17 protein-coding genes and 1 pseudogene are annotated in these 20,895 nt (G+C 72.3%); 12 read left to right on the top strand and 6 right to left on the bottom strand.

All coding sequences use genetic code 11. The annotated features are described in order from the left end of the window. Window positions 1-70 precede the first annotated feature (70 nt). Window positions 71-712, bottom strand: coding sequence for a phosphatase PAP2 family protein (locus tag AC07F0_RS35510; RefSeq protein WP_478984037.1), 642 nt, complete (start codon window positions 710-712; stop codon window positions 71-73). Window positions 713-887: 175 nt separating this feature from the next. Here AC07F0_RS35510 and AC07F0_RS35505 point away from each other — a divergent pair, with 175 nt between their 5' ends. Beyond that, window positions 888-1,739 (top strand): hypothetical protein, encoded by an 852-nt coding sequence (locus AC07F0_RS35505; protein ID WP_478984036.1) that lies wholly within the window; start codon window positions 888-890, stop codon window positions 1,737-1,739. A gap of 115 nt (window positions 1,740-1,854) precedes the next feature. Here AC07F0_RS35505 and disA read toward each other — a convergent pair whose 3' ends face one another. Both disA and radA read right to left on the bottom strand, forming a co-directional pair. Next, window positions 1,855-2,979, bottom strand: a complete 1,125-nt coding sequence (gene disA, locus AC07F0_RS35500) for a DNA integrity scanning diadenylate cyclase DisA (RefSeq protein ID WP_274818155.1) — start codon at window positions 2,977-2,979, stop codon at window positions 1,855-1,857. Window positions 2,980-3,059: 80 nt separating this feature from the next. Then, on the bottom strand, window positions 3,060-4,469 hold the full coding sequence (radA, locus tag AC07F0_RS35495; protein ID WP_086564614.1) for a DNA repair protein RadA: 1,410 nt from the start codon (window positions 4,467-4,469) through the stop codon (window positions 3,060-3,062). Window positions 4,470-4,665: 196 nt separating this feature from the next. On the opposite strand from radA, the gene AC07F0_RS35490 reads away from it, so the two are divergent. Next, window positions 4,666-6,384 carry a BACON domain-containing protein gene (locus AC07F0_RS35490; RefSeq protein WP_478984035.1) on the top strand — a complete coding sequence of 573 codons (1,719 nt, stop codon included), beginning with the start codon at window positions 4,666-4,668 and terminating at the stop codon, window positions 6,382-6,384. 20 nt (window positions 6,385-6,404) lie between these two features. Here the strand turns inward: AC07F0_RS35490 and AC07F0_RS35485 are convergent, their stop codons facing one another. Then, entirely contained in the window at window positions 6,405-7,220 is an 816-nt protein-coding gene (locus AC07F0_RS35485) for a DUF3109 family protein (RefSeq protein WP_436729531.1), read from the bottom strand. A gap of 71 nt (window positions 7,221-7,291) precedes the next feature. On the opposite strand from AC07F0_RS35485, the gene AC07F0_RS35480 reads away from it, so the two are divergent. The 4 genes and pseudogenes from AC07F0_RS35480 to ilvD all read left to right on the top strand — a co-directional run bounded on the left by AC07F0_RS35480 (window position 7,292) and on the right by ilvD (window position 12,227). After that, window positions 7,292-8,221: a Ppx/GppA family phosphatase gene (locus AC07F0_RS35480; RefSeq protein ID WP_478984034.1), complete on the top strand. Its 930-nt coding sequence runs from the start codon at window positions 7,292-7,294 to the stop codon at window positions 8,219-8,221. Window positions 8,222-8,314: 93 nt separating this feature from the next. Next, a complete protein-coding gene (locus AC07F0_RS35475) occupies window positions 8,315-9,139 on the top strand; it encodes a sugar phosphate isomerase/epimerase family protein (RefSeq protein ID WP_478984033.1) in 825 nt (274 codons plus the stop codon). 500 nt (window positions 9,140-9,639) lie between these two features. Next, window positions 9,640-10,242 (top strand): annotated as a pseudogene (locus tag AC07F0_RS35470) (TetR/AcrR family transcriptional regulator); the annotation flags it as partial. A gap of 131 nt (window positions 10,243-10,373) precedes the next feature. Then, entirely contained in the window at window positions 10,374-12,227 is a 1,854-nt protein-coding gene (ilvD, locus tag AC07F0_RS35465; protein WP_478984032.1) for a dihydroxy-acid dehydratase, read from the top strand. A gap of 77 nt (window positions 12,228-12,304) precedes the next feature. Here ilvD and AC07F0_RS35460 read toward each other — a convergent pair whose 3' ends face one another. Further along, complete coding sequence (locus AC07F0_RS35460) at window positions 12,305-14,416, bottom strand: serine/threonine-protein kinase (RefSeq protein ID WP_478984031.1); 2,112 nt, start codon at window positions 14,414-14,416, stop codon at window positions 12,305-12,307. Between the two features lie 181 nt (window positions 14,417-14,597). Here AC07F0_RS35460 and AC07F0_RS35455 point away from each other — a divergent pair, with 181 nt between their 5' ends. The 6 genes from AC07F0_RS35455 (at window position 14,598) to proC (ending at window position 19,160) form a co-directional block, all read left to right on the top strand. Further along, complete coding sequence (locus AC07F0_RS35455; RefSeq protein ID WP_436729526.1) at window positions 14,598-14,912, top strand: SH3 domain-containing protein; 315 nt, start codon at window positions 14,598-14,600, stop codon at window positions 14,910-14,912. A 372-nt stretch (window positions 14,913-15,284) separates the two neighbouring features. Then, window positions 15,285-15,767, top strand: a complete 483-nt coding sequence (locus tag AC07F0_RS35450; RefSeq protein WP_478984030.1) for an EamA/RhaT family transporter — start codon at window positions 15,285-15,287, stop codon at window positions 15,765-15,767. Between the two features lie 62 nt (window positions 15,768-15,829). After that, complete coding sequence (locus tag AC07F0_RS35445; protein ID WP_478984029.1) at window positions 15,830-16,615, top strand: class I SAM-dependent methyltransferase; 786 nt, start codon at window positions 15,830-15,832, stop codon at window positions 16,613-16,615. A gap of 32 nt (window positions 16,616-16,647) precedes the next feature. Further along, entirely contained in the window at window positions 16,648-17,463 is an 816-nt protein-coding gene (locus AC07F0_RS35440) for an ABC transporter ATP-binding protein (protein WP_478984028.1), read from the top strand. Next, window positions 17,460-18,233, top strand: a complete 774-nt coding sequence (locus tag AC07F0_RS35435; protein ID WP_478984027.1) for an ABC transporter permease — start codon at window positions 17,460-17,462, stop codon at window positions 18,231-18,233. The genes AC07F0_RS35440 and AC07F0_RS35435 overlap by 4 nt, the downstream gene beginning before the upstream one ends. A gap of 114 nt (window positions 18,234-18,347) precedes the next feature. After that, complete coding sequence (proC, locus tag AC07F0_RS35430) at window positions 18,348-19,160, top strand: pyrroline-5-carboxylate reductase (protein WP_356922602.1); 813 nt, start codon at window positions 18,348-18,350, stop codon at window positions 19,158-19,160. 46 nt (window positions 19,161-19,206) lie between these two features. Here proC and trpS read toward each other — a convergent pair whose 3' ends face one another. Beyond that, window positions 19,207-20,250 (bottom strand): tryptophan--tRNA ligase, encoded by a 1,044-nt coding sequence (gene trpS, locus AC07F0_RS35425; RefSeq protein WP_478984026.1) that lies wholly within the window; start codon window positions 20,248-20,250, stop codon window positions 19,207-19,209. Window positions 20,251-20,895 lie beyond the last annotated feature (645 nt).

The following is a 20,895-nucleotide window of genomic DNA, read 5'->3' as shown; positions in this document are numbered from 1 at the left end:
GAGCGTGACGACCGGAGTGGCACGCCGACGGGGGGCGCGTTCCGGTCCGGGGACGCGCATGCCGACCGCCTCAGCGCCGCGCGTGCGAGCCGTACGACCCGACGGGCGCCCCGCCCGGCCCGGTGAACCACCGCACGGCCGGTGCCGACGAGGTGCGCAGCGCCCCGGCCAGCCGCGTCGCCGGGCCCCTGCCCAGCCGTACGGCGGCGAGGGCCACGAGCGTGCCCAGCGCCAACCCCGCGAGGACGTCGTGCGGATAGTGCACGCCGACGAAGACCCGGGAGAAGGCCATGAGCAGGGCGAGCGGGGCCGTCACCCACAGGAGCGCGCGCCGGACCAGCGCGAGGGCGACCGCCGCCGCGCCCGCGATCGTGGCGTGGTTGGACGGGAAGGACCAGTCGCCGTGCGGCGGGCACGCGGCGAGGGACGCGGCCGCACCGGCGACCGCCCGGCACGGACGCTCTTCCGTGACCGCGGACTTGAGTACCTCGCTGCACACGTACGCCACGGCCGTGGCCACAGGTGCGAGGGCCGCGAGCGCGAACGCGTGGGGAGTGCCGCGGCGGGCACGCCACCAGGCCGTGGCGAACAGCGCGACGAAGACCAGCAGTCCGGCCTCCGTCCATATGCCGGCCCCGTGCTGTACCCACATCGGGGTGTCATGGGCGAAGTCGGTGATGTCGCGGTAGAGCGCGCTGTCCTCGAAGGTCATGGTCACGGACGGTAGGCGGCAGGCCGGTACCGTCACACCCAGCGATCGTCGCGTCCCGAACCTGACGAAAGACAGGGGTGGCCTCCGGGATTCCGAGATGATGATCCGGAAAAGTTGTGGCCCCGAGCGGCGGGTGGGACAGGCGAACGCGCTGATCTCTCGTAAGGTTTGGGCCGTGGGATCTCTGCGCAATCCGGTCGGGCCGCTTCCCTCCTCCATCTACTGGCGTCGGAGGGTCGTACTGGTGTCTGTGGTCGCCCTGTTGGCGCTCCTGATCACCTGGATCGTGACCATGGGCGGCGGAGGCGGCAAGGACGGCGACGACGGCGCCAACGGCAAGAATCCCTCGCCCTCCACCATCACGCCCGGCCCGTCGAGTTCGGGCCCGGCCATCAGCCAAGCGCCCGGCGGACGTGACGATTCGGGCGACGGGGGCTCCGGCGGCTCGTCGTCCGGGTCCGGGGGCGGGTCCGGCGACGGCTCCGGCGACGGCTCCGGGGACGGCTCCGGCGGCGGTTCCGGCTCGGGCGGCTCCGGAGGGGCGGACGGTGCCGGCGGTTCCGGCGGTGGTACGGCGGTGGGCGGTGTCGGCGTGGGCGACACCCTGCCGGCCGGTTCCACGCTGCCCAACTGCACCGCCAGCGTGGTCAAGTTCAGCCTGCGCAGCCGGCACAACACCTACGACCCCGAGCAGCGGCCCACGTTCCTGCTGACCGCGCGGAACATCTCCGGCAGCGACTGCAAGATCGATCTCGGACCGAAGAACGCGGTGTTCACGATCACCCCGGCGAGCTCCGACGACGACTACTGGTCCTCCGAGGACTGCCCGAAGGCCGCCGCGCACCAGCTGTACCGCGTGCCCGCGGGCAGCGGCATCACCTACACCGTGAACTGGGACCGCAAGCCGAGCGCCCCCGAGTGCGCCACGCCTGCGGCGGGTTCGGCCGGGGCGGGCACGTACCTGGTGGAAGCCAAGGCTCCGGGCTTTGCGAAGGTGCGGACGTCCTTCGTGCTGTCGGCCGACTAGGGACAGCGGCAGGGAATCCGGCAGCAGAGACGCCCCGGCAGCAGAGACACCTGAGGGCGGTACCCGCACCGGGTACCGCCCTCAGCCGTTCCAGCCCGTCCCAGCCGTGCAGCCGCTAGACGTACCGCTCCAGGATCGACGACTCCGCCAGCCGCGACAGCCCCTCCCGGACGCTGCGCGCCCGGGCCTCGCCGACGCCGTCCACCGTCTGGAGGTCGTCGACGCTCGCGGCGAGCAGCTTCTGCAGGCCGCCGAAGTGCTCGACCAGGCGGTCGATGATCGCGCCGGGGAGCCGGGGCACCTTGGCGAGCAGACGGAAGCCGCGCGGCGACACCGCCGAGTCCAGCGTCTCGGGCGAGCCGGTGTAGCCCAACGCCCGGGCCACCGTGGGCAGTTCGAGAAGCTCGGCGTGGGTGAGGGCGTCCAGTTCGGCCAGTGCCTCGTCGACCGTGCGGGAGCGCTTGGCGGTGGGCTCGGGCACGTAGTCCCGGACGACCAGCTCGCGCTCGGGCTCCACGCCGGCGATCAGCTCGTCGAGCTGGAGGGCCAGCAGCCGGCCGTCCGTGCCCAGCTCCACCACGTACTCGGCGATCTCCGTGGCGATGCGGCGCACCATCTCCAGGCGCTGGGCGACCGCCGAGACGTCCCGGACGGTCACCAGGTCCTCGATCTCCAGCGCCGACAGCGTGCCCGCGACCTCGTCGAGGCGGAGCTTGTAGCGCTCCAGGGTCGCCAGGGCCTGGTTGGCGCGGGACAGGATCGCCGCCGAGTCCTCCAGGACGCGGCGCTGGCCGTCCACGTACAGGGCGATCAGCCGCATCGACTGGGAGACCGAGACGACCGGGAAGCCGACCTGCTTGCTGACGCGGTCCGCGGTGCGGTGCCGGGTGCCCGTCTCCTCCGTGGGGATCGTCGGGTCCGGGACCAGCTGCACGCCGGCGCGCAGGATCTTCGACAGGTCCGAGGACAGCACGATGCCGCCGTCCAGCTTGCACAGCTCGCGCAGACGGGTCGCGGTGAACTCCACGTCCAGCACGAAACCGCCGGTGCACAGCGCCTCGACCGTCTTGTCGGAGCCGAGGACGATGAGTCCGCCGGTGTTGCCGCGGAGCACGCGCTCCAGGCCGTCGCGCAGGGCGGTGCCGGGTGCCACGGCGCTCAGCGAGGCGCGCATCAGGCCCTCGGTACCGGCACTCCCGCCGGACTTTCCGGGAGCTGATGCCCGGTCGTTGGCTGCCACTGCACTCCTCCGGTCGCAGGTTCTGGGCGCCCCCGTGTCGCGCGCTCGGTTCGCACGGACGGGCGAGACCAGGGCAAAGTCTACCGGCGACCCTCCTCGTCCCGGGGGGCCTCTCTGCGACGGGACCGGGGGAGGACCCGCAGGGCGTCCCCTATGTCCGCTACTTCCAGAACCTTCATGCCCGAGGGGATCTTGCCCGGGTCGCCCGGTACGAGGGCGTGGGTGAAGCCCAGGCGGTGGGCTTCGGCCAGCCTGCGCTGCACGCCCGTGACCCGTCTGACCTCGCCGGCGAGGCCGACCTCCCCGATCGCGACGAGGTTCTTGGGGAGAGGTGTGTCACTCGCCGCGCTGGCCAGGGCGAGGGCGACGGCCAGGTCCGCGGCGGGCTCCGAGAGCTTCACACCGCCGACCGTCGCGGAGTAGATGTCCCTTTTGCCCAAAGCGCTGATCCGGCCGCGCTGTTCCAGCACCGCGAGCATCATCGAGACGCGGGAGGTCTCCAGGCCCGAGGTGGTGCGGCGCGGGGAGGGGATCTGCGAGTCGACGGTGAGCGCCTGGACCTCGGCGACCAGCGGGCGGCGGCCCTCCAGGGTGACGGTCAGGCAGGTGCCCGGGACCGGTTCGGCCCGACGGGTCAGGAAGAGTCCGCTCGGGTCGGCCAGGCCCGTGATGCCCTCGTCGTGCAGCTCGAAGCAGCCGACCTCGTCGGTGGTGCCGTAGCGGTTCTTGACGCCCCGGACGAGGCGGAGGCGGGCGTGCCGGTCGCCCTCGAAGCTCAGGACGACGTCCACCAGGTGCTCCAGCAGGCGCGGACCCGCGATCGCGCCGTCCTTGGTGACGTGGCCCACGAGCAGCGTGGACATGCCGCGCTCCTTGGAGGCCCGGATCAGGGCTCCCGCGACCTCCCGCACCTGGGCCATGCCGCCGGGCGCGCCGTCGATCTCCGGTGAGGCCACCGTCTGCACCGAGTCCAGGATCAGCAGCGACGGCTTCACCGCGTCCAAGTGGCCGAGCACCGCCGCCAGGTCCGTCTCGGCGGCCAGGTAGAGGTGGTCGTCGATGGCGTGGATGCGGTCGGCGCGCAGCCGGACCTGGCTCGCCGACTCCTCGCCCGTGACGTACAGCGTGCGGTGCTCGTCGCTCGCCGACTTGGCCGCCACGTCCAGCAGGAGCGTCGACTTGCCGACGCCCGGCTCGCCCGCGACCAGGACCACCGCGCCGGGGACCAGTCCGCCGCCGAGCACGCGGTCCAGCTCGGGCACACCGGTGGAGCGGGCGGTGGCCTGGCGGCCGTCCACCTGGCCGATGGGGAGGGCGGAGGTGGTGACCCGCCCGGGCGTCGTCGTACGGACCGCGGGCGCGCCGTACTCCTCGACCGTCCCCCAGGCCTGGCACTCGGGGCAGCGGCCGAGCCACTTCGCCGTCTGCCAGCCGCACTCCGTGCAGCGGTAGGACGGGCGGTCCTTGGTGGTCTTCGTACGGGCAGCCATGGACGAAACCGTAGCCGCCGGCACTGACAACGCGGGGGCCGACCGGGGCGGCCACCTGTGCGCCAGGGCCCCGCCACCCCCTGCCGGTGGCGGAACCACTGGTTCATGTCCCCGATTGAGGGATCGTTTCACCCGTACGGATTAAATGTGCTCAAGCCGCCGGAAGGTGCCACCCACGGCCGCCTACGGTCGCCGAATGATGAGCAGTACTCCGGAGATCTCGACCCGCTCCACCCGCACGGCCGGCCCGCACCGGGCGCACCGGGAAGCGCGTGACCGCGGGGCGGCGCGCACGCTGGCGCAGCGGCCGCCCGCGCGCTACGAGCCCTACCTGGACGGCCTGTTCACCTACTGCCTGTCCGTGCTGTGCGACCACGACGCCGCGACCGCCGCCCTGGGCGACGCCCTCGCGCTCGCCGAGCGCCGCGGCAAGCACGTCCCCGAGGCCCCCGCCGACCGCCGGGCGTGGCTGTACGCGCTGGCCCGCTGGGCGTGCCTGCGCAAGCTGGCCGAGGCCAAGCAGAAACGTCAGAGCAGCCACGCCGCGGGCCGCCCCCAGCGCGCCGACCGGCCGTCCGGCCCGGCCGTCTCCGAGGAGGTCCAGGAGCGGCGGCGGCGCGAACTGGCCCTGCTGGCCTGGCCGGAGGCCGCCGGCACCACCCCGGAGCAGCGCGAGGCGCTCGAACTGGCCGTGCGCCACCACCTCGCCGGCCAGGAGGTCGCCGCCGTCCTGGGCATGGCCCCGGCCGCCGCCCGCGATCTGCTCGCCTCGGCCGCCTGTGAGGTGGAACGCACGCGTGCGGCCCTGGCCGTGGTCGAGACCGGGGCGTGTCCGAGCGTCGCGCACCTCGTCGGGGACGACCGGCCCGTGCTCGGCTCGACCCTGCGCCGCGAACTCGTCCGGCACGTCGACGACTGCCCGCGCTGCCGCCGCACCGCCGAGCGCGCCATCCCCGGCCGCTGGCCCGGCACCAGCGTCACGCCCGCCGAACTTCCCGTCCTGCAGGCCCCGCGCGCGGCCCTGCACGTCGCCATGACCCACCCCTCACGCGCGCGTGGCGCCGGACCCCGCTTCGACCGGCGCGGCTACCCGATGGACCCCAAGGACCGCGCCGCACGAAGGGACCGCCTGCGCGCGCGTGCCGTCACCACGACCGTCGTCGCCACCGTCGTGGCCGCCCCCGTGCTCGCCCTGTGGGCCGCCTACCGGGCCACTCCCGTCGGCGAGGGCCAGGACGGCCGCTCCGCCTCCGCACGCCAGGCGGACACCCCGTTCGCCCTGGACGGAGAGATGGCCGGCGGCGGCTACGAGAACACCGGCAACGCGAGCACCAGACCCGGCCCCCACTTCGGCAAGGACGGCAAGGCCGACGTCTCCGTGGAGGTCCTCGGCGTCGCCGGCGCCGGCCGCAAGAGCGCCCTGGACGTCACGGCGGACAACAGCGGCGACACCACCCTCGTCACCCTCACCGCCACGGGCCCGGACCCGGTCCGCTGGTCGGCGACCACAGGAGCGGACTGGCTCTACCTGAGCCAGTCGTCGGGAACGCTCCGGCCCGGCGAGTCGTTGACGATCAAGGTGTACGTCGACCATCTGCGGGAGCCCTCCGGCCCCTGGCACGCGCAGGTGGCGATCGCGCCGGTGGGCGCCGTCGTCCACATCGAGGGCTACGGCACCGCGCCCAGCCCCTCCGACCCCGGCCCGCGACCGGACCCCCGCCCCGGCGACCCGGGCGACCCGCCCCCGACCCGGCCCGACCCGACGCCCACGACCTCGGCCCCACCGGACCCGACGCCGACCACCCCGCCCTCGTCACCCGACCCGGACCCCACCCCCACGGCCCCGAGCCCGGACCCGACGGACCCGACGCCTCCGCCCTCGGACAGCGGCGACCCGAGCCCGTCCACGCAGTAGACGGTCAGTGCGACAGCCGGTCAGCCGGCCGGATCGGCCGGATGCGGCGCCAGCAACGGCAGCTGCGAGGCCAGCCGCTCCTCGCACAGCTCCACCAGCCGGTCGTAGCCGGCCTTGCCCATCAGCTCGATCAGCTCCGGCCGGTAGGAGACGTACACCGGCTCGCCCGCGCCGTGCGCCGAGGTCGCCGAGGTGCACCACCAGTGCAGGTCGTGGCCGCCCGGCCCCCAGCCGCGCCGGTCGTACTCGCCGATCGACACCTGGAGCACCCGCGTGTCGTCGGGCCGGTCGATCCACTCGTAGGTCCGCCGCACCGGCAGCTGCCAGCACACGTCCGGCTTGGTCTCCAGCGGCTCGCGGCCCTCCTTCAGGGCGAGGATGTGCAGCGAGCAGCCCGCGCCGCCCGCGAAGCCGGGCCGGTTCTGGAAGATGCACGAGCCCTGGAAGGGGCGCGTCTGCCGGTCGCCGTCCTCGTCCTCGGAGATCCAGCCGTTGCTCGTGCCCTCGGCGTGGTGCTGCCAGATGTCCGGGGTGAGCCTCGCCACATGCTCGGCGACCCGCTTCTCGTCGTCCTCGTCGGAGAAGTGGGCACCCAGCGTGCAGCACCCGTCGTCCGCGCGGCCGGCCTGGATGCCCTGGCAGCCGCTGCCGAAGATGCAGTTCCAGCGAGAGGTCAGCCATGTCAGATCGCAGCGGAAGACCTGCTCGTCGTCCGCCGGATCAGGAAACTCCACCCACGCGCGGGCGAAGTCGAGGCCCTTCTCGTCGGGGCCCTTCTCGTCGGGCCGCGGTACGCCCGATGATTTGTCGCGCTTCGCCTTTTTCGTCTTTGGCACGAGTCCAGGGTACGGGCCTTCTCCCCCCACCGAGGACGGCGGACGGCACGGCTGGCAGTAGCGTTCCGTCCATGAGACTCGGTGTCCTCGACGTGGGATCGAACACGGTGCATCTGCTCGTGGTGGACGCGCATCCCGGCGCGTGCCCGTTGCCCGCGCACTCGCACAAGGCGGAACTGCGCCTCGCCCAGCTCCTCGACGACGGCGCGATCGGCCCCCAGGGCGTCGACCGGCTGATCTCGGTCGTCCACGAGGCACTCCAGGCCGCCGAGGACAAGGGCGTCGAGGACCTCCTGCCGTTCGCCACCTCAGCCGTGCGCGAGGCCCGCAACGCCGACGACGTCCTCGCGCGCGTGCGCACCGAGACCGGCGTCGAGCTCCAGGTCCTCACCGGCGAGGAGGAGGCCCGCCTCACGTTCCTCGCCGCCCGCCGCTGGTTCGGCTGGTCGGCCGGGAAGCTGCTGGTCCTGGACATCGGCGGCGGCTCCCTGGAGATCGCCTACGGCATCGACGAGGAGCCCGACGCGGCCGCGTCCCTGCCGCTGGGCGCCGGCCGCCTCACCGCCGGGTGGCTGCCCGGCGACCCGCCCGCCCCGGACGACGTGCGCGCCCTGCGCCGCCACGTCCGGACCGAGGTCGCCCGCACGGTCGGCGAGTTCAGCCGCTTCGGCCCGCCCGACCGCGTCGTCGCCACCTCCAAGACGTTCAAGCAGCTCGCCCGCATCGCCGGAGCCGCCCGCTCCGCCGAGGGCCTCTACGTCCAGCGGGAACTCAAGCGGGAGTCCCTGGAGGGCTGGGTCCCGAGGCTGGCCGGTATGACGGAGGCGGAACGAGCCGAGCTCCCGGGCGTCTCGGAGGGCAGGGCGGGCCAGCTGCTGGCGGGTGCCCTGGTGGCCGAGGCCGCGATGGACCTCTTCGGCGTGGAGCGCCTGGAAATCTGCCCGTGGGCACTGAGGGAGGGCGTGATCCTGCGCCGCCTGGACCACATGGAGTCGGTGTGAGCCCGCAGGGAGGGCGGGGCCGTCTATGGCAAACACCACAACGGCGAATAGGCACCCCGCTCCACCCCGACCACACCCCGTAATCTGTCCTGCATGGCAGAGCCAGCCGTAAGGATCCCGGACGCGAAGGTCGCCCTGTCGACGGCCTCGGTCTACCCGGAGTCGACGGCCACGGCCTTCGAGATCGCCGCGCGCCTCGGCTACGACGGGGTCGAGGTCATGGTCTGGACCGACCCCGTGAGCCAGGACATCGAAGCCCTGCGCAGACTCAGCGACTACCACCAGATCCCGGTCCTGGCCGTCCACGCCCCCTGTCTGCTCATCACGCAGCGCGTCTGGTCCACGGACCCCTGGACCAAGCTCCAGCGGGCCCGCGCCGCGGCCGAGAAGCTCGACGCGAGCACGGTCGTCGTCCACCCCCCGTTCCGCTGGCAGCGCCAGTACGCCAAGGACTTCGTCGCGGGCATCTGGCGCATGGCGAACGAGACGGACGTACGGTTCGCCGTCGAGAACATGTACCCCTGGCGCTACCGCGACCGCGAGATGCTGGCGTACGCCCCCGACTGGGACGTGACGAAGGACGACTACCGTCACTTCACGATCGACCTCAGCCACACCGCGACGGCCCGCAGCGACGCGCTGGCCATGGTCGACCGCATGGGTGACCGCCTCGGCCACGTCCACCTCGCCGACGGCAGGGGCTCGGCCAAGGACGAGCACCTCGTGCCCGGCCGCGGCACCCAGCCCTGCGCCGAGGTCCTGGAGCGGCTCGCCCTGACCGGCTTCGACGGCCATGTCGTGATCGAGGTCAACACCCGCCGCGCCATGTCGAGCGCCGAGCGGGAGGCCGACCTGGCGGAGGCGCTGGCCTTCACCCGCCTGCACCTGGCCTCGGCGGCGAAGGTGCCGAGGCGATGACCGACCTGCCCCCGTCCGGCCCCCCGAACGCCACCGGCACGGGAACTGGCACCGGCACGGGAACTGGCACCGGCACGGGAACTGGCACCGGCACGGGCACGGGGACCGGCACGGGCACCGGGACTGGCACCAGCCCCGGCACCAACCCCGGCCCCGGCCCCGGCACGGGCACGGGGACCGGCACCGGGACTGGGACTGGCCCCGGCCCCGGCACCAACCCCGGCCCCGGCACGGGCACGGGGTCCGGCACCGGCACCGGGGCTGGGACTGGGACCGGCACCAGCCCCGGCCCCGGCCCCAACCCCGGCCCCGGCACGGGCACGGGGTCCGGCCCGGGGACCGGCACCGGCACGGGGACCGGCACCGGCACCGGGACTGGCCCCGGCCCCGGCCCCGGCACCAACCCCGGCCCCGGCACGGGCACAGGGTCCGGCACCGGCACGGGGACCGGCACCGGGACTGGCCCCGGCCCCGGCCCCGGCACCAACCCCGGCCCCGACACAGGGCCCACCGCCCGCCGCCGGGGCCGCCCCCCACGCGCGGAGTCGGCCGACACGAGGGACCGCATCCTGACCGCCGCCCGCGAGGAGTTCTCCGAGCGCGGCTACGAGAAGACGTCCGTCCGCGGCATCGCCAAGGCGGCCGGGGTCGACTCGGCGCTCGTGCACCACTACTTCGGGACGAAGGAGCAGGTCTTCGAGGCGGCGATCACCCTCTCCTTCGGACCCGCCCTCGACGCACCGAAGGCCATCGAGGAAGGCCCCCTCGACGGCGTCGGGGAGCGTCTGGCCCGCTTCTTCTTCGGCGTCTGGGAGAACCCGGCGACCCGCGCGCCCCTGCTCGCCATCGTCCGTTCCGCCGTCACCAACGACACGGCGGCCGCCGTCTTCCGCCGTATCGTCGCCACCCAGGTGCTGCGCCGCATCGCGGGACGACTGGACCTGCCGGACGCCGAGCTGCGGGCCGAGCTCGCCGCCGCCCAGCTGGTGGGCACCGCGATGCTGCGGTACGTCATCAAGATCGAGCCACTGGCCTCGGCGGACCCCGAGCAGATCATCGCGCGCCTGGCACCGGTCGTGCAGGGCCATCTCACCGGATCCTGAGCAGCCGCCGGCCGAGACATGCGTCCCGCATTCCGGACACTCCGTCCCGCCCTCTGGATGACCGGCGTACGCTCGGTAGCAGTCAGAAGTCTCCGAATCCTCTGACGCCGTCTCTGAAGGAGCGAGCGACGATGCCCGAGCTGAGGTCCCGCACAGTCACCCACGGCCGCAACATGGCGGGCGCCCGCGCCCTTATGCGCGCCTCCGGTGTACCGGGTGCGGACATCGGCCGCAAGCCGATCATCGCGGTCGCCAACAGCTTCACGGAGTTCGTGCCGGGCCACACCCACCTCCAGCCGGTCGGCCGGATCGTCAGCGAGGCGATCGTCGAGGCCGGCGGCATCCCGCGCGAGTTCAACACGATCGCCGTCGACGACGGCATCGCGATGGGCCACGGCGGCATGCTCTACAGCCTGCCCTCCCGCGACCTGATCGCGGACAGCGTGGAGTACATGGTCGAGGCCCACTGCGCCGACGCCCTGATCTGCATCTCCAACTGCGACAAGATCACGCCGGGCATGCTCAACGCGGCCCTGCGCCTGAACATCCCGACGGTCTTCGTCTCCGGCGGCCCGATGGAGTCCGGCCGGGCCACGCTCGTCGACGGCACGGTCCGCACGCTCGACCTGGTCGACGCGATGTCCGAGGCCGTGAACGAGAAGATCTCGGACGAGGACATCCTCCGCATCGAGGAGAACGCCTGCCCCACCTGCGGCTCGTGTTCCGGCATGTTCACCGCCAACTCGATGAACTGCCTGACGGAGGCCATCGGCCTCTCCCTCCCCGGCAACGGCTCGGTCCTGGCCACCCACACGGCCCGCAAGCAGCTGTACGTCGACGCCGCCAACACGGTCATGGACATCACCCGCCGCTACTACGAGCAGGACGACGAGACGGTCCTGCCGCGCAACGTCGCCACGTTCGCGGCCTTCGAGAACGCCATGGCCCTCGACATCGCGATGGGCGGCTCGACCAACACGATCCTGCACCTGCTGGCCGCGGCCCAGGAGGCCGGCGTCCCCTTCGGCCTGGAGGAGATCGACGCGGTCTCCCGCCGGGTCCCCTGCCTGGCCAAGGTGGCGCCGAACGTCGCCAAGGACCGCACGTACTACATGGAGGACGTGCACCGCGCCGGCGGCATCCCCGCCCTCCTCGGCGAGCTGCACCGCGCGGGCCTGCTCAACGAGGACGTGCACGCGGTCCACAGCCCGTCCCTGTCCGACTGGCTCAAGACCTGGGACGTGCGGGGCGGCTCCCCGTCCCCCGAGGCGGTCGAGCTGTGGCACGCGGCCCCCGGCTGCGTCCGCTCCGCCGAGGCCTTCTCCCAGTCCGAGCGCTGGGAGGCGCTCGACGAGGACGCCGAGGGCGGCTGCATCCGCTCCGTCGAGCACGCGTACTCCAAGGACGGCGGCCTCGCGGTCCTCAAGGGCAACCTCGCGGTCGACGGCTGCGTGGTGAAGACGGCCGGCGTCGACGAGTCGATCTGGACCTTCGAGGGCCCGGCGGTCGTCTGCGAGTCGCAGGAGCAGGCCGTCGAGAAGATCCTGCTGAAGCAGATCAAGGAGGGTGACGTCGTCGTCATCCGCTACGAGGGCCCCAAGGGCGGCCCCGGCATGCAGGAGATGCTCTACCCGACCTCGTACCTGAAGGGCCGCGGCCTCGGCAAGACCTGCGCCCTGATCACCGACGGCCGCTTCTCCGGCGGCACGTCCGGCCTGTCGATCGGCCACGCCTCGCCCGAGGCGGCCGCCGGCGGCACCATCGCCCTCGTCGAGGACGGCGACCGCATCCGCATCGACATCCCGAACCGCACCATCGAACTCCTCGTCGACGACGCCGAGCTGGCCCGCCGCGAGCAGGCGCTGAACGGCGTGTACGCCCCGAAGAACCGCGACCGCAAGGTCTCGGCGGCACTGCGGGCCTACGCGGCGATGGCGACCAGCGCCGACAAGGGCGCCGTGCGAGACGTCACGAAGCTGGGCTGACCACTCCACGCACAAGGGCCGCCCCCGGTGCACAAGGGCCGCCCCGGTCTCCCGGGAGCGGCCCTTCCGCACACGCGCTACCACCCCGACGGATCACGCCCGCTCACGGCGAAGACCGACCCGTCCGGCGCACCGGCATAGACACGGTCGCCCACGAGCACGGGCTCGGGAAGCGCGGCCGGAACCCGGTCCGACCGTTCGCCCAGCCGCGGGGACGTCTGCCCGACGAGCTTCCCGCGCCGCGCGTCGACGGCGAGCAGCCGCCCGTCCGGCGCGGTGACGTACACGTACCGGTCGTCGGCGACCGGCGTCGACCCCCGGACGGCCCCCGTCTGCAGACTCCACCGCTGCTTGCGTGCCTCCAGATCGACGGCGACCAGCGCCCCACCCGTCGCCATGAGGTGCACGACGTCCCCGCGCACACTCCCCGCCACCTGCTGCAACGGAATGCGCAACGGCACCCGCACACGCGTCCGGCTCTCCGGGTCGTAACGGACCACGGCCCGCGCCTCCCCGCGCACCGCGTCGACCGCCACGAACACGACCGCCCCGTCCACGGTCCCGAGAGGCTGCAACGCCCCCTCCAGCCGCGCGTCCCACCGCACGTCACCCGTGCCCGGGTCCACCGCCGTGACCGTCGTACGGGCCCCATCGCCAGACGTACTCGCCGCGTAAGCCAGCGGATCCCCGGGGAACGAGACGAAATACGGCACGTCCTGCCCGGGAATCGGATGACTCCACTTCACCTCACCGGTGGTGCTCTCGACCCCGCTCACCGTCCCGTCGGCGGCCGTGACCAGCAGCATGCCGCCGACGGCCCGCAGCCCGCCGTACGCGGGCAGCTCCTGCCGCCGCTCCACGTCACCCGAGCCGGGATCGAGCATCGTCACCCGCCGCCCCTGGCCCAGCCCGGCCGGCACGAGCCCACCCGACACGACCGGAGCCCCGCTCGGCGGCCCGCTCGCGCCGGCCCCGTCCAGAGGATGCCGCCACAGCAGCCGCCCGTCGGCAGGATCGAGAGCGAAGACCAGCCCGGTCTGCGCACACAGCAACTTCCCCGCCGCGTACGAACACTGAGGCATGCTCTTCCCGGACAACGGCGGCGCCTCCCACGCCGTGAACGCGGCCGCCGTGGTCCGCGGGGCGGCGACCTCGGACGCCGGCCCGCCACCGAGCAAGGGAACCGACACGAGCACACCGAGGACGGCCAGCCCGAGGGCCCCGGCACCGAGCGCGGCCCGCTTACCGACCCGCACCCTGGACCGCCGCGACGGCTCCTCGCCCCCGCCGCCCTGCTCGGCAACGGCTGGTGCCGCCTCCTCCACCCGCTGCGCCGGTATGAACGCCTGGGTGTCGTACGAGGCGGCCACCGACCGCAGTTCCCGCATCAACTCGTCGGGGGAGGGCCGGTCCTCGGGCTCCTTGGCCAGACACCGCAGCACGAGCGGCACCAGCTCTTCCGGTACGCCGGCCAGCTCGGGCTCATCGTGCACGACCTGGTAGGCGACGATGTACGGACTGTCGGAGTCGAACGGCCCCCGCCCGGTCGCCGCGTGCACCATGACGGACCCGAGGGCGAACACATCGGCGGCGGGCCCGACTTCCCTGGGCCGCCGGAACTGCTCGGGCGCCATGAAGGGCGGCGTCCCGATCAGCTTCCCGGTCTCGGTGCGCAGTTCGCTGTCCTTCGGCCGGGAAATGCCGAAGTCGATGACCTTCGGCCCGTCCTCGGCGAGCAGGACGTTGCTCGGCTTCAGGTCCCGGTGCACGACCCCGACCCGGTGGATGTCACGCAGCGCCTCGGCGAGCCCGGCCATCAGCCGACGCAACTGCGCAGGGGCCAAGGGCCCGTTCCGCTTCACCTCTTGGGCCAGCGTCGGGCCCGGGATGAACAGCGTGGCCATCCAGGGCCGTCCGGCCTCGGGGTCGGCATCCACGACGGGCGCGGTGAAAGCCCCGCTGACTCGCCGGGCCGCCCCGACCTCCTGTCGGAAACGCCCCCTGAACTCAGGGTCCTTGGCGAACTCCGCGTGCACGACCTTCACGGCGACCTTCATCCCGGACGTACTCCGGGCCAGGTGGACGACCCCCATGCCGCCCGAGCCCAGACAGGACTCAAGCCGGTAGTGACCGGCGTACTCAGGAAGTTCCGCTTCCGGGCCCGCTCCGACGTTCCGCTGTGGCGCCATGGGACCACCCCCGTGCTGTTCGTCCGCGCGCGCGACGCACGGAGCCTAGTCGATGACTCGTACGGGACAGAGGCGGCTTGCTAGCCTCCGCTGGCGAATCACGCACAGGTGTTTGATGGCGTGATTCAGGGGAATCAACGGGACCCCATGGAAGCCATGGGGTGCAACGGGGGAGGTTTTCATGTCAGTCGAGCCTGTCGAAGAGGCCGAGCGCGGCAAGCCGCTCGTCACCACACTGGCCGCGGCGGCCACGTATTTCTCGATCGCACCGGGCGTCAGCCTCAACGTCCGCAGCGGTCCCGGCACCGGCTACCCGATCGTCAAGGTCCTGCCCGAGGGCTCCCGAGTCCTGATCCACTGCCAGACACCCGGCACCACGGTCACGGGCCCGTACGGCACGACGAACATCTGGGACAACATCGCAAGCGGCCAGTACGTCTCGGACGCCTACGTCAGGACGGGCAGCGACGGCTACATCCGCCCCCGCTGCGGGTGACCTGCGGTAGCAGGGCCGGGGTTGTCCGGTAGCTCGGCGTTGTCGCTGGGGCCGGGTGGGCACGCACCTCGGCGCGCCAAGGTGCCGCCGCGCCCACCCGTGCCGCCCCAGCGGCACGACTGCCCGCAGCTAGGCGGACCCGCACCCGCCCACGGCGAGAAGGGGACGTGTCGGGGGGTGTCCGCCCGCAGCGGTTGGCGCGTCAACGCGAGTTGGTTGGTGTGGGACCCCATCGCGCCGTTCCGAGGACGGACACCCCCGGCGCGGCCCCGACCCACAGCCACCGCGCAGGCGCTACGCGCACTCCCACCGAAGCAGCCACAGGCCGCCGCAGGCATACACCGACCGCACCCCCCGAGCCATAATCGACCGGTGAGCGCAGAGAACGGTCCCCTCGCCCCCCGCCCCGAGCCGATCCGCTTCTTCGGCACGACCTGGCTGGACCACGACAACGGCTACACCGCCCGCCGCATCGGCGTCGCCCTCGGCTCGCTGGCCACCGCAGTCGTCTCCTGCCTCGTCCTCCGCCTCGCCTACCAGGGCCTCCAGATCGCCGCGATCGGCAGCTTCGTGACCCTGCTCATGGTCGTGATGTTCGCGATCTGCAGCGCGCTGGCCTTCCGCCACACCTGGGACGGCTTCACCCGCCGCCCCGACCCCGACCGCCAGGCTTCCCTCCGTGGCCTCCTGGCCATCGGTTTCGTCGGCTCCCTCCTCGCCTACTTCGTCCGCTCCCTCACCGAGGCCCCCGGCGAAAAACTGCACCGCGAGGAGTACGAGACGGCCCGCAAGCACCACGAGAAGCGCATGACCCGCCGCTCGGGCAACCCGTCGAAAAAGCGCCGCCCCGCATAACCCCCCGGCCTCTCACCGAAATCTCACCAGCCCCCGACCCCACCACCGGCCACCATGGCCGTATGACCACACCCCCCTCGGCCCACCACCCCACCCGCACCGCCCGCGCCCACTCCTTCAACACCGCCGCAGCCCAATACGCGGCCAACCGCCCCTCCTACCCCCCAGCCCTCTTCGACGCGATAGAAGCCCTGGCCGACCGGCCCCTCCCCGGCTCCCGCGTCGCAGACATCGGCGCAGGCACCGGCATCGCGACCGCCCTCCTCCACGCCCGGGGCGCGCACGTCGTCGCCGTGGAACCCGGCGACGGCATGGCGGCCCAGTTCCGCAGCACCCTCCCCGACGTCCCGATCGTCCGCGGCACCGGCGACGACCTCCCCCTCGCCGACGCCTCCGTCGACTTCGTCACCTACGCGCAGGCCTGGCACTGGACCGACCGGTCCCGATCCGTCCCGGAGGCCCTGCGCGTCCTGCGCCCCGGCGGCGCCCTCGCCCTCTGGTGGAACACCGACGCCCTGGACGTGCCGTGGATCGCCGAAGCCGCCGCCCGCACGGAACGCCACTTCGGCATCGACACGGCCGCCGAACGGCGAAACGTCAACGCCCGCGCCGCCGACCCCACCGGCCGCCTCGACTTCACCCGCCGCACGGTCCGCTGGAGCCGCCGCATCCCGGTCGACACCCACCTCGCCAACATCGGCAGCCACTCGGTCTTCCTCGTCCACGGAGAGGACCACACCGCGGCCTTCCTGGCCGCGGAACGCGAACACCTCCTCAAGGCCTTCCCGGACGGCATCGTCGAAGAGGTCTACGACGTGATCCTCCTCCTGGCGAAGACACCTGCTTGACGCACCGCACCCCCAGGAGCATTATTCATCACATGATGAATAATGCTCCCGACCCCCCACGCCACGGCGCCGGAACCTCCACCGAACCCACAGCCGTCCACGCCAAGAACCTCACCGTCACCCGCGGCCCCCGCACGGTCCTCCACAACCTCGCCTTCACCGTCCCCCGCGGCCAGATCACGGGCCTACTGGGCCCCTCCGGCTGCGGCAAGTCCACCCTCATGCGCGCCATCGTCGGCACCCAGGCCAAGGTCACCGGCACCCTCGACGTCCTCGGCCACCCCGCCGGCCACCCCACCCTCCGCACCCGCATCGGCTACGTCACCCAGGCCCCGTCCGTCTACGACGACCTGACCGTCCGTCAGAACCTCGACTACTTCGCGGCGATACTCGACCCCGGCCGGCCCGCCGCCGACCGCCGCCACGACAACGTCACCCGCGCGATAGCCGACGTCGACCTCACCACCCACGCAGACGCCCTGGCCGGCAACCTCTCCGGCGGCCAGCGCAGCCGCGTCTCCCTGGCCGTCGCCCTCCTCGGCACCCCCGAGCTCCTGGTCCTCGACGAACCGACCGTCGGCCTCGACCCGGTCCTGCGCCGCGACCTGTGGACCCTCTTCCACGACATCACGGCCAGCCGCGGCGCGACCCTCCTCGTCTCCTCCCACGTCATGGACGAGGCCGAGCGCTGCCACCGCCTCCTCCTCATGCGCGAGGGCGAGCTCCTCGCCGACGACACCCCGCAGGCCCTGCGCACCCGCACCGGCGCGGACACGGTCGAGGAGGCCTTCCTGCACCTGGTGGACGAGGCCAGGGCCGCAGCCCGCACCAAGGAGACGACCCGATGACCACCACGATCACCCCCACCCGGCCGCGAGCCCTGAACGCGTCCCGAACCACAGCCACCGCCACCCGCGTCCTACGCCAGCTGACCCACGACCCCCGCACCATCGCGCTGTTGATCCTCATCCCCTGCGTGATGCTGTTCCTGCTGCGCTACGTCTTCGACGGCAGCCCCCGCACCTTCGACAGCATCGGCGCATCCCTGCTCGGGATCTTCCCGCTGATCACGATGTTCCTGGTGACCTCCATCGCCACCCTGCGCGAACGCACCTCGGGCACCCTCGAACGCCTCCTCGCCATGCCCCTCGGCAAAGGCGACCTCATCGCCGGCTACGCCCTCGCCTTCGGCACGCTCGCGATCATCCAGTCCGCCCTGGCCACGGGCCTCGCGGTCTGGTTCCTCGGCCTCGACGTCACCGGCAGCCCCTGGCTCCTCCTCCTGGTGGCCCTGCTCGACGCCCTCCTCGGCACGGCCCTCGGCCTCTTCGTCTCGGCCTTCGCGGCGTCGGAATTCCAGGCCGTGCAGTTCATGCCGGCGGTGATCTTCCCCCAGCTCCTCCTCTGCGGCCTGTTCACACCCCGCGACAACATGCACCCCGCCCTGGAGGCCGTCTCCGACGTCCTCCCCATGTCCTACGCGGTGGACGGCATGAACGAGGTCCTCCGCCACACGGACATGACCGCCACGTTCGTACGCGACATCCTGATCGTCGCCGGCTGCGCCCTGCTGGTCCTGGCCCTGGGCGCGGCGACCCTACGACGCAGAACGGCATGAGCCGGCCGCGCCCCCCCGCGCGCGGCATCCCGCCCAACGGACAACCAAGCCGCCGCCCCCTCGCCGATGCGACGATGTACCCCGGACGACGCACCCCCGGAGGCACCCCGCGCCATGACCCAGAAAGTCGCAGTCCTCGGCACCGGCAAGATCGGCGAAGCCCTGATCAGCGGAATGATCCGAGCCGGCTGGACCCCGGCCGACCTCCTGGTCACCACCCGCCGCCAGGAACGAGCCGAGGAACTCCACACCCGCTACGGCGTCACCCCGGTCACCAACCCGGAAGCCGCGAAGATCGCCGACACCCTGATCCTCACGGTAAAACCGCAGGACATGGGCACCCTCCTCGACGAGCTCGCCCCCCACGTCCCGGCCGACCGCCTGGTCATCAGCGGCGCCGCCGGCATCCTCACCGCGTACTTCGAGGAACGCCTCGCCCCCGGCACCCCGGTCGTCCGCGTCATGACGAACACTCCCGCCCTGGTCGACGAGGCCATGTCGGTCATCTCCGCCGGCACGCACGCCACCGCCGACCACCTGGCCCACACCGAGGAGATCTTCGGCGCCGTCGGCAAGACGCTCCGCGTCCCGGAGTCCCAGCAGGACGCCTGCACGGCCCTCTCCGGCTCCGGCCCGGCCTACTTCTTCTACCTGGTCGAAGCCATGACCGACGCGGGTATCCTCCTCGGCCTGCCCCGCGACAAGGCCCACGACCTGATCGTCCAGTCCGCGATCGGCGCCGCGACGATGCTCCGCGACAGCGGCGAACACCCCGTCAAGCTCCGCGAGAACGTCACGTCCCCCGCCGGTACGACGATCAACGCCATCCGAGAACTCGAGAACCACGGCGTACGAGCCGCCCTCATCGCCGCCCTCGAAGCCGCCCGCGACCGCAGCCGCGCCCTGGCCTCCGGCAACAACACCTGAGCAGCGCGGGCGTCGGGGCCGACCCGCCCCCGGCGCCCGCACCCCCTCACACCCTCAACACGTCGGCCCCACCCGCGTCCGCCGCCGCTTCCGGTACGGCAGGCAGCAACCCGATCGCGCGATAGGCGGCATCCACCGTCGGCCGAGCCATCCCCCGGGCCCGCTCCGCACCGTCCCGCAGCACGCGCTCCACATAACCGGGATCCGCGCACAACTCCTTGTGCCGAGCCTGCACGGGCCTGAGCACCTCGACCACAGCCTCAGCGGTGTCCTTCTTCAACTCTCCGTACGACGCGTAGGCACCGCTCAGCTCCTCAGGACTCCCACCCGAGCACGCGGCGAGGATCTCCAGCAGGTTGGCGAGCCCCGGCCGGGCCTCCCGGTCGTACACGACCTCCCGCCCACTGTCGGTCACGGCCCGCATGACCTTCTTCCGCACCACGTCCGGCTCGTCCAGCAGATAGACGATCCCCGGCCCGACGTCATCGCTCTTGCCCATCTTCGACGTCGGGTCCTGCAGGTTCATCACCCGCGCCGCCACGCCCGGCCGCGTGGCCCGAGGCACCACGAACGTATGCCCGTACCGCTGGTTGAACCGCACCGCCAGATCCCGCGTCAGCTCCACGTGCTGCACCTGGTCGTCCCCCACGGGGACCTCATCAGCCCCGTACGCCAGGATGTCCGCCGCCATCAGCACGGGATACGTCAGCAGCGACAGCCGCACACTCCCGCCCCGCCGCTGTTCCCGCGCGGACTTCTCCTTGTACTGGATCATCCGCCGCATCTCACCGTCGGTGGCCACGCACTCCAGCACGTACGACAGCCGCGCATGCTCGTCCACGTGGCTCTGCACGAACAGCGTGCAGAGCTCCGGATCCAGCCCGGACGCCAGCAACAAGGTCGCCGCCCGCCGGCTCAGCCTGCGCACCCGCGCGGGATCGTGGTCCACGGTCAGCGCGTGCAGATCGACGACGCAGAACAAGGCGTCCGCCTCGTGCTGGTCGACGGCGGCCCACCGCCGCATGGCTCCCAGGTAGTTCCCCAGCGTCAGATGCCCCGTCGGCTTGACCCCGCTGAAGACCCGTGTCATCTCTCCTCCACCTCCTGGCCGAGACCGCCGCTCCGGCGGCCGCCCCCCGGTGGTCCTGGAGGGAGAAACAAGAACGGCCGCCGAAGCGGCGGCCGTTGAGTGCATACGTGAGGACGGCCGCCGTCAGGCGGCCCACCACAGCTGGCTACACGTACGCGTCGTCATGCCCCTCAGACTACGCCTCCGGGGTGCCGTCCGCCCTTGAGTTGACACGCCCAGACCCCATCCGTAGTGTTCTCCGAGTTGCCCGACGTGAGCGCCGACCCTGGTCGGTCCCCGGGCAGCCAATCCGCAAGCACCAACCACTACTCGACGAAGTAGTTCTGTCGTCGTTTCATTGGCATGCGTATTTGCGGAAAGAGGAATCCCCGTTCGAAAGGACGCGGCCCCCGATTGGCTCGGGAGCAGGGGAATCCGCTAAAGTCTCACTCGTCGGAACGGTCCAACAGCCGCGAAGACAAGCCCCACTGACGGGGAATCGGGCCCGAAAGGATCTGATAGAGTCAGAACCGCCGGAAAGGGAAACGCGGAAGCGGAAACCTGGAAAGCACCGAGGAAATCGGGTCGAGAAAAGATCTGATAGAGTCGGAAACGCAAGACCGAAGGGAAGCGCCCGGAGGAAAGCCCGAGAGGGTGAGTACAAAG

This window comes from Streptomyces sp. NPDC045955 (assembly GCF_056430805.1).
Note: the sequence above shows the minus strand (reverse complement) of the source record. Positions and strands in the feature narration are given on the sequence as shown.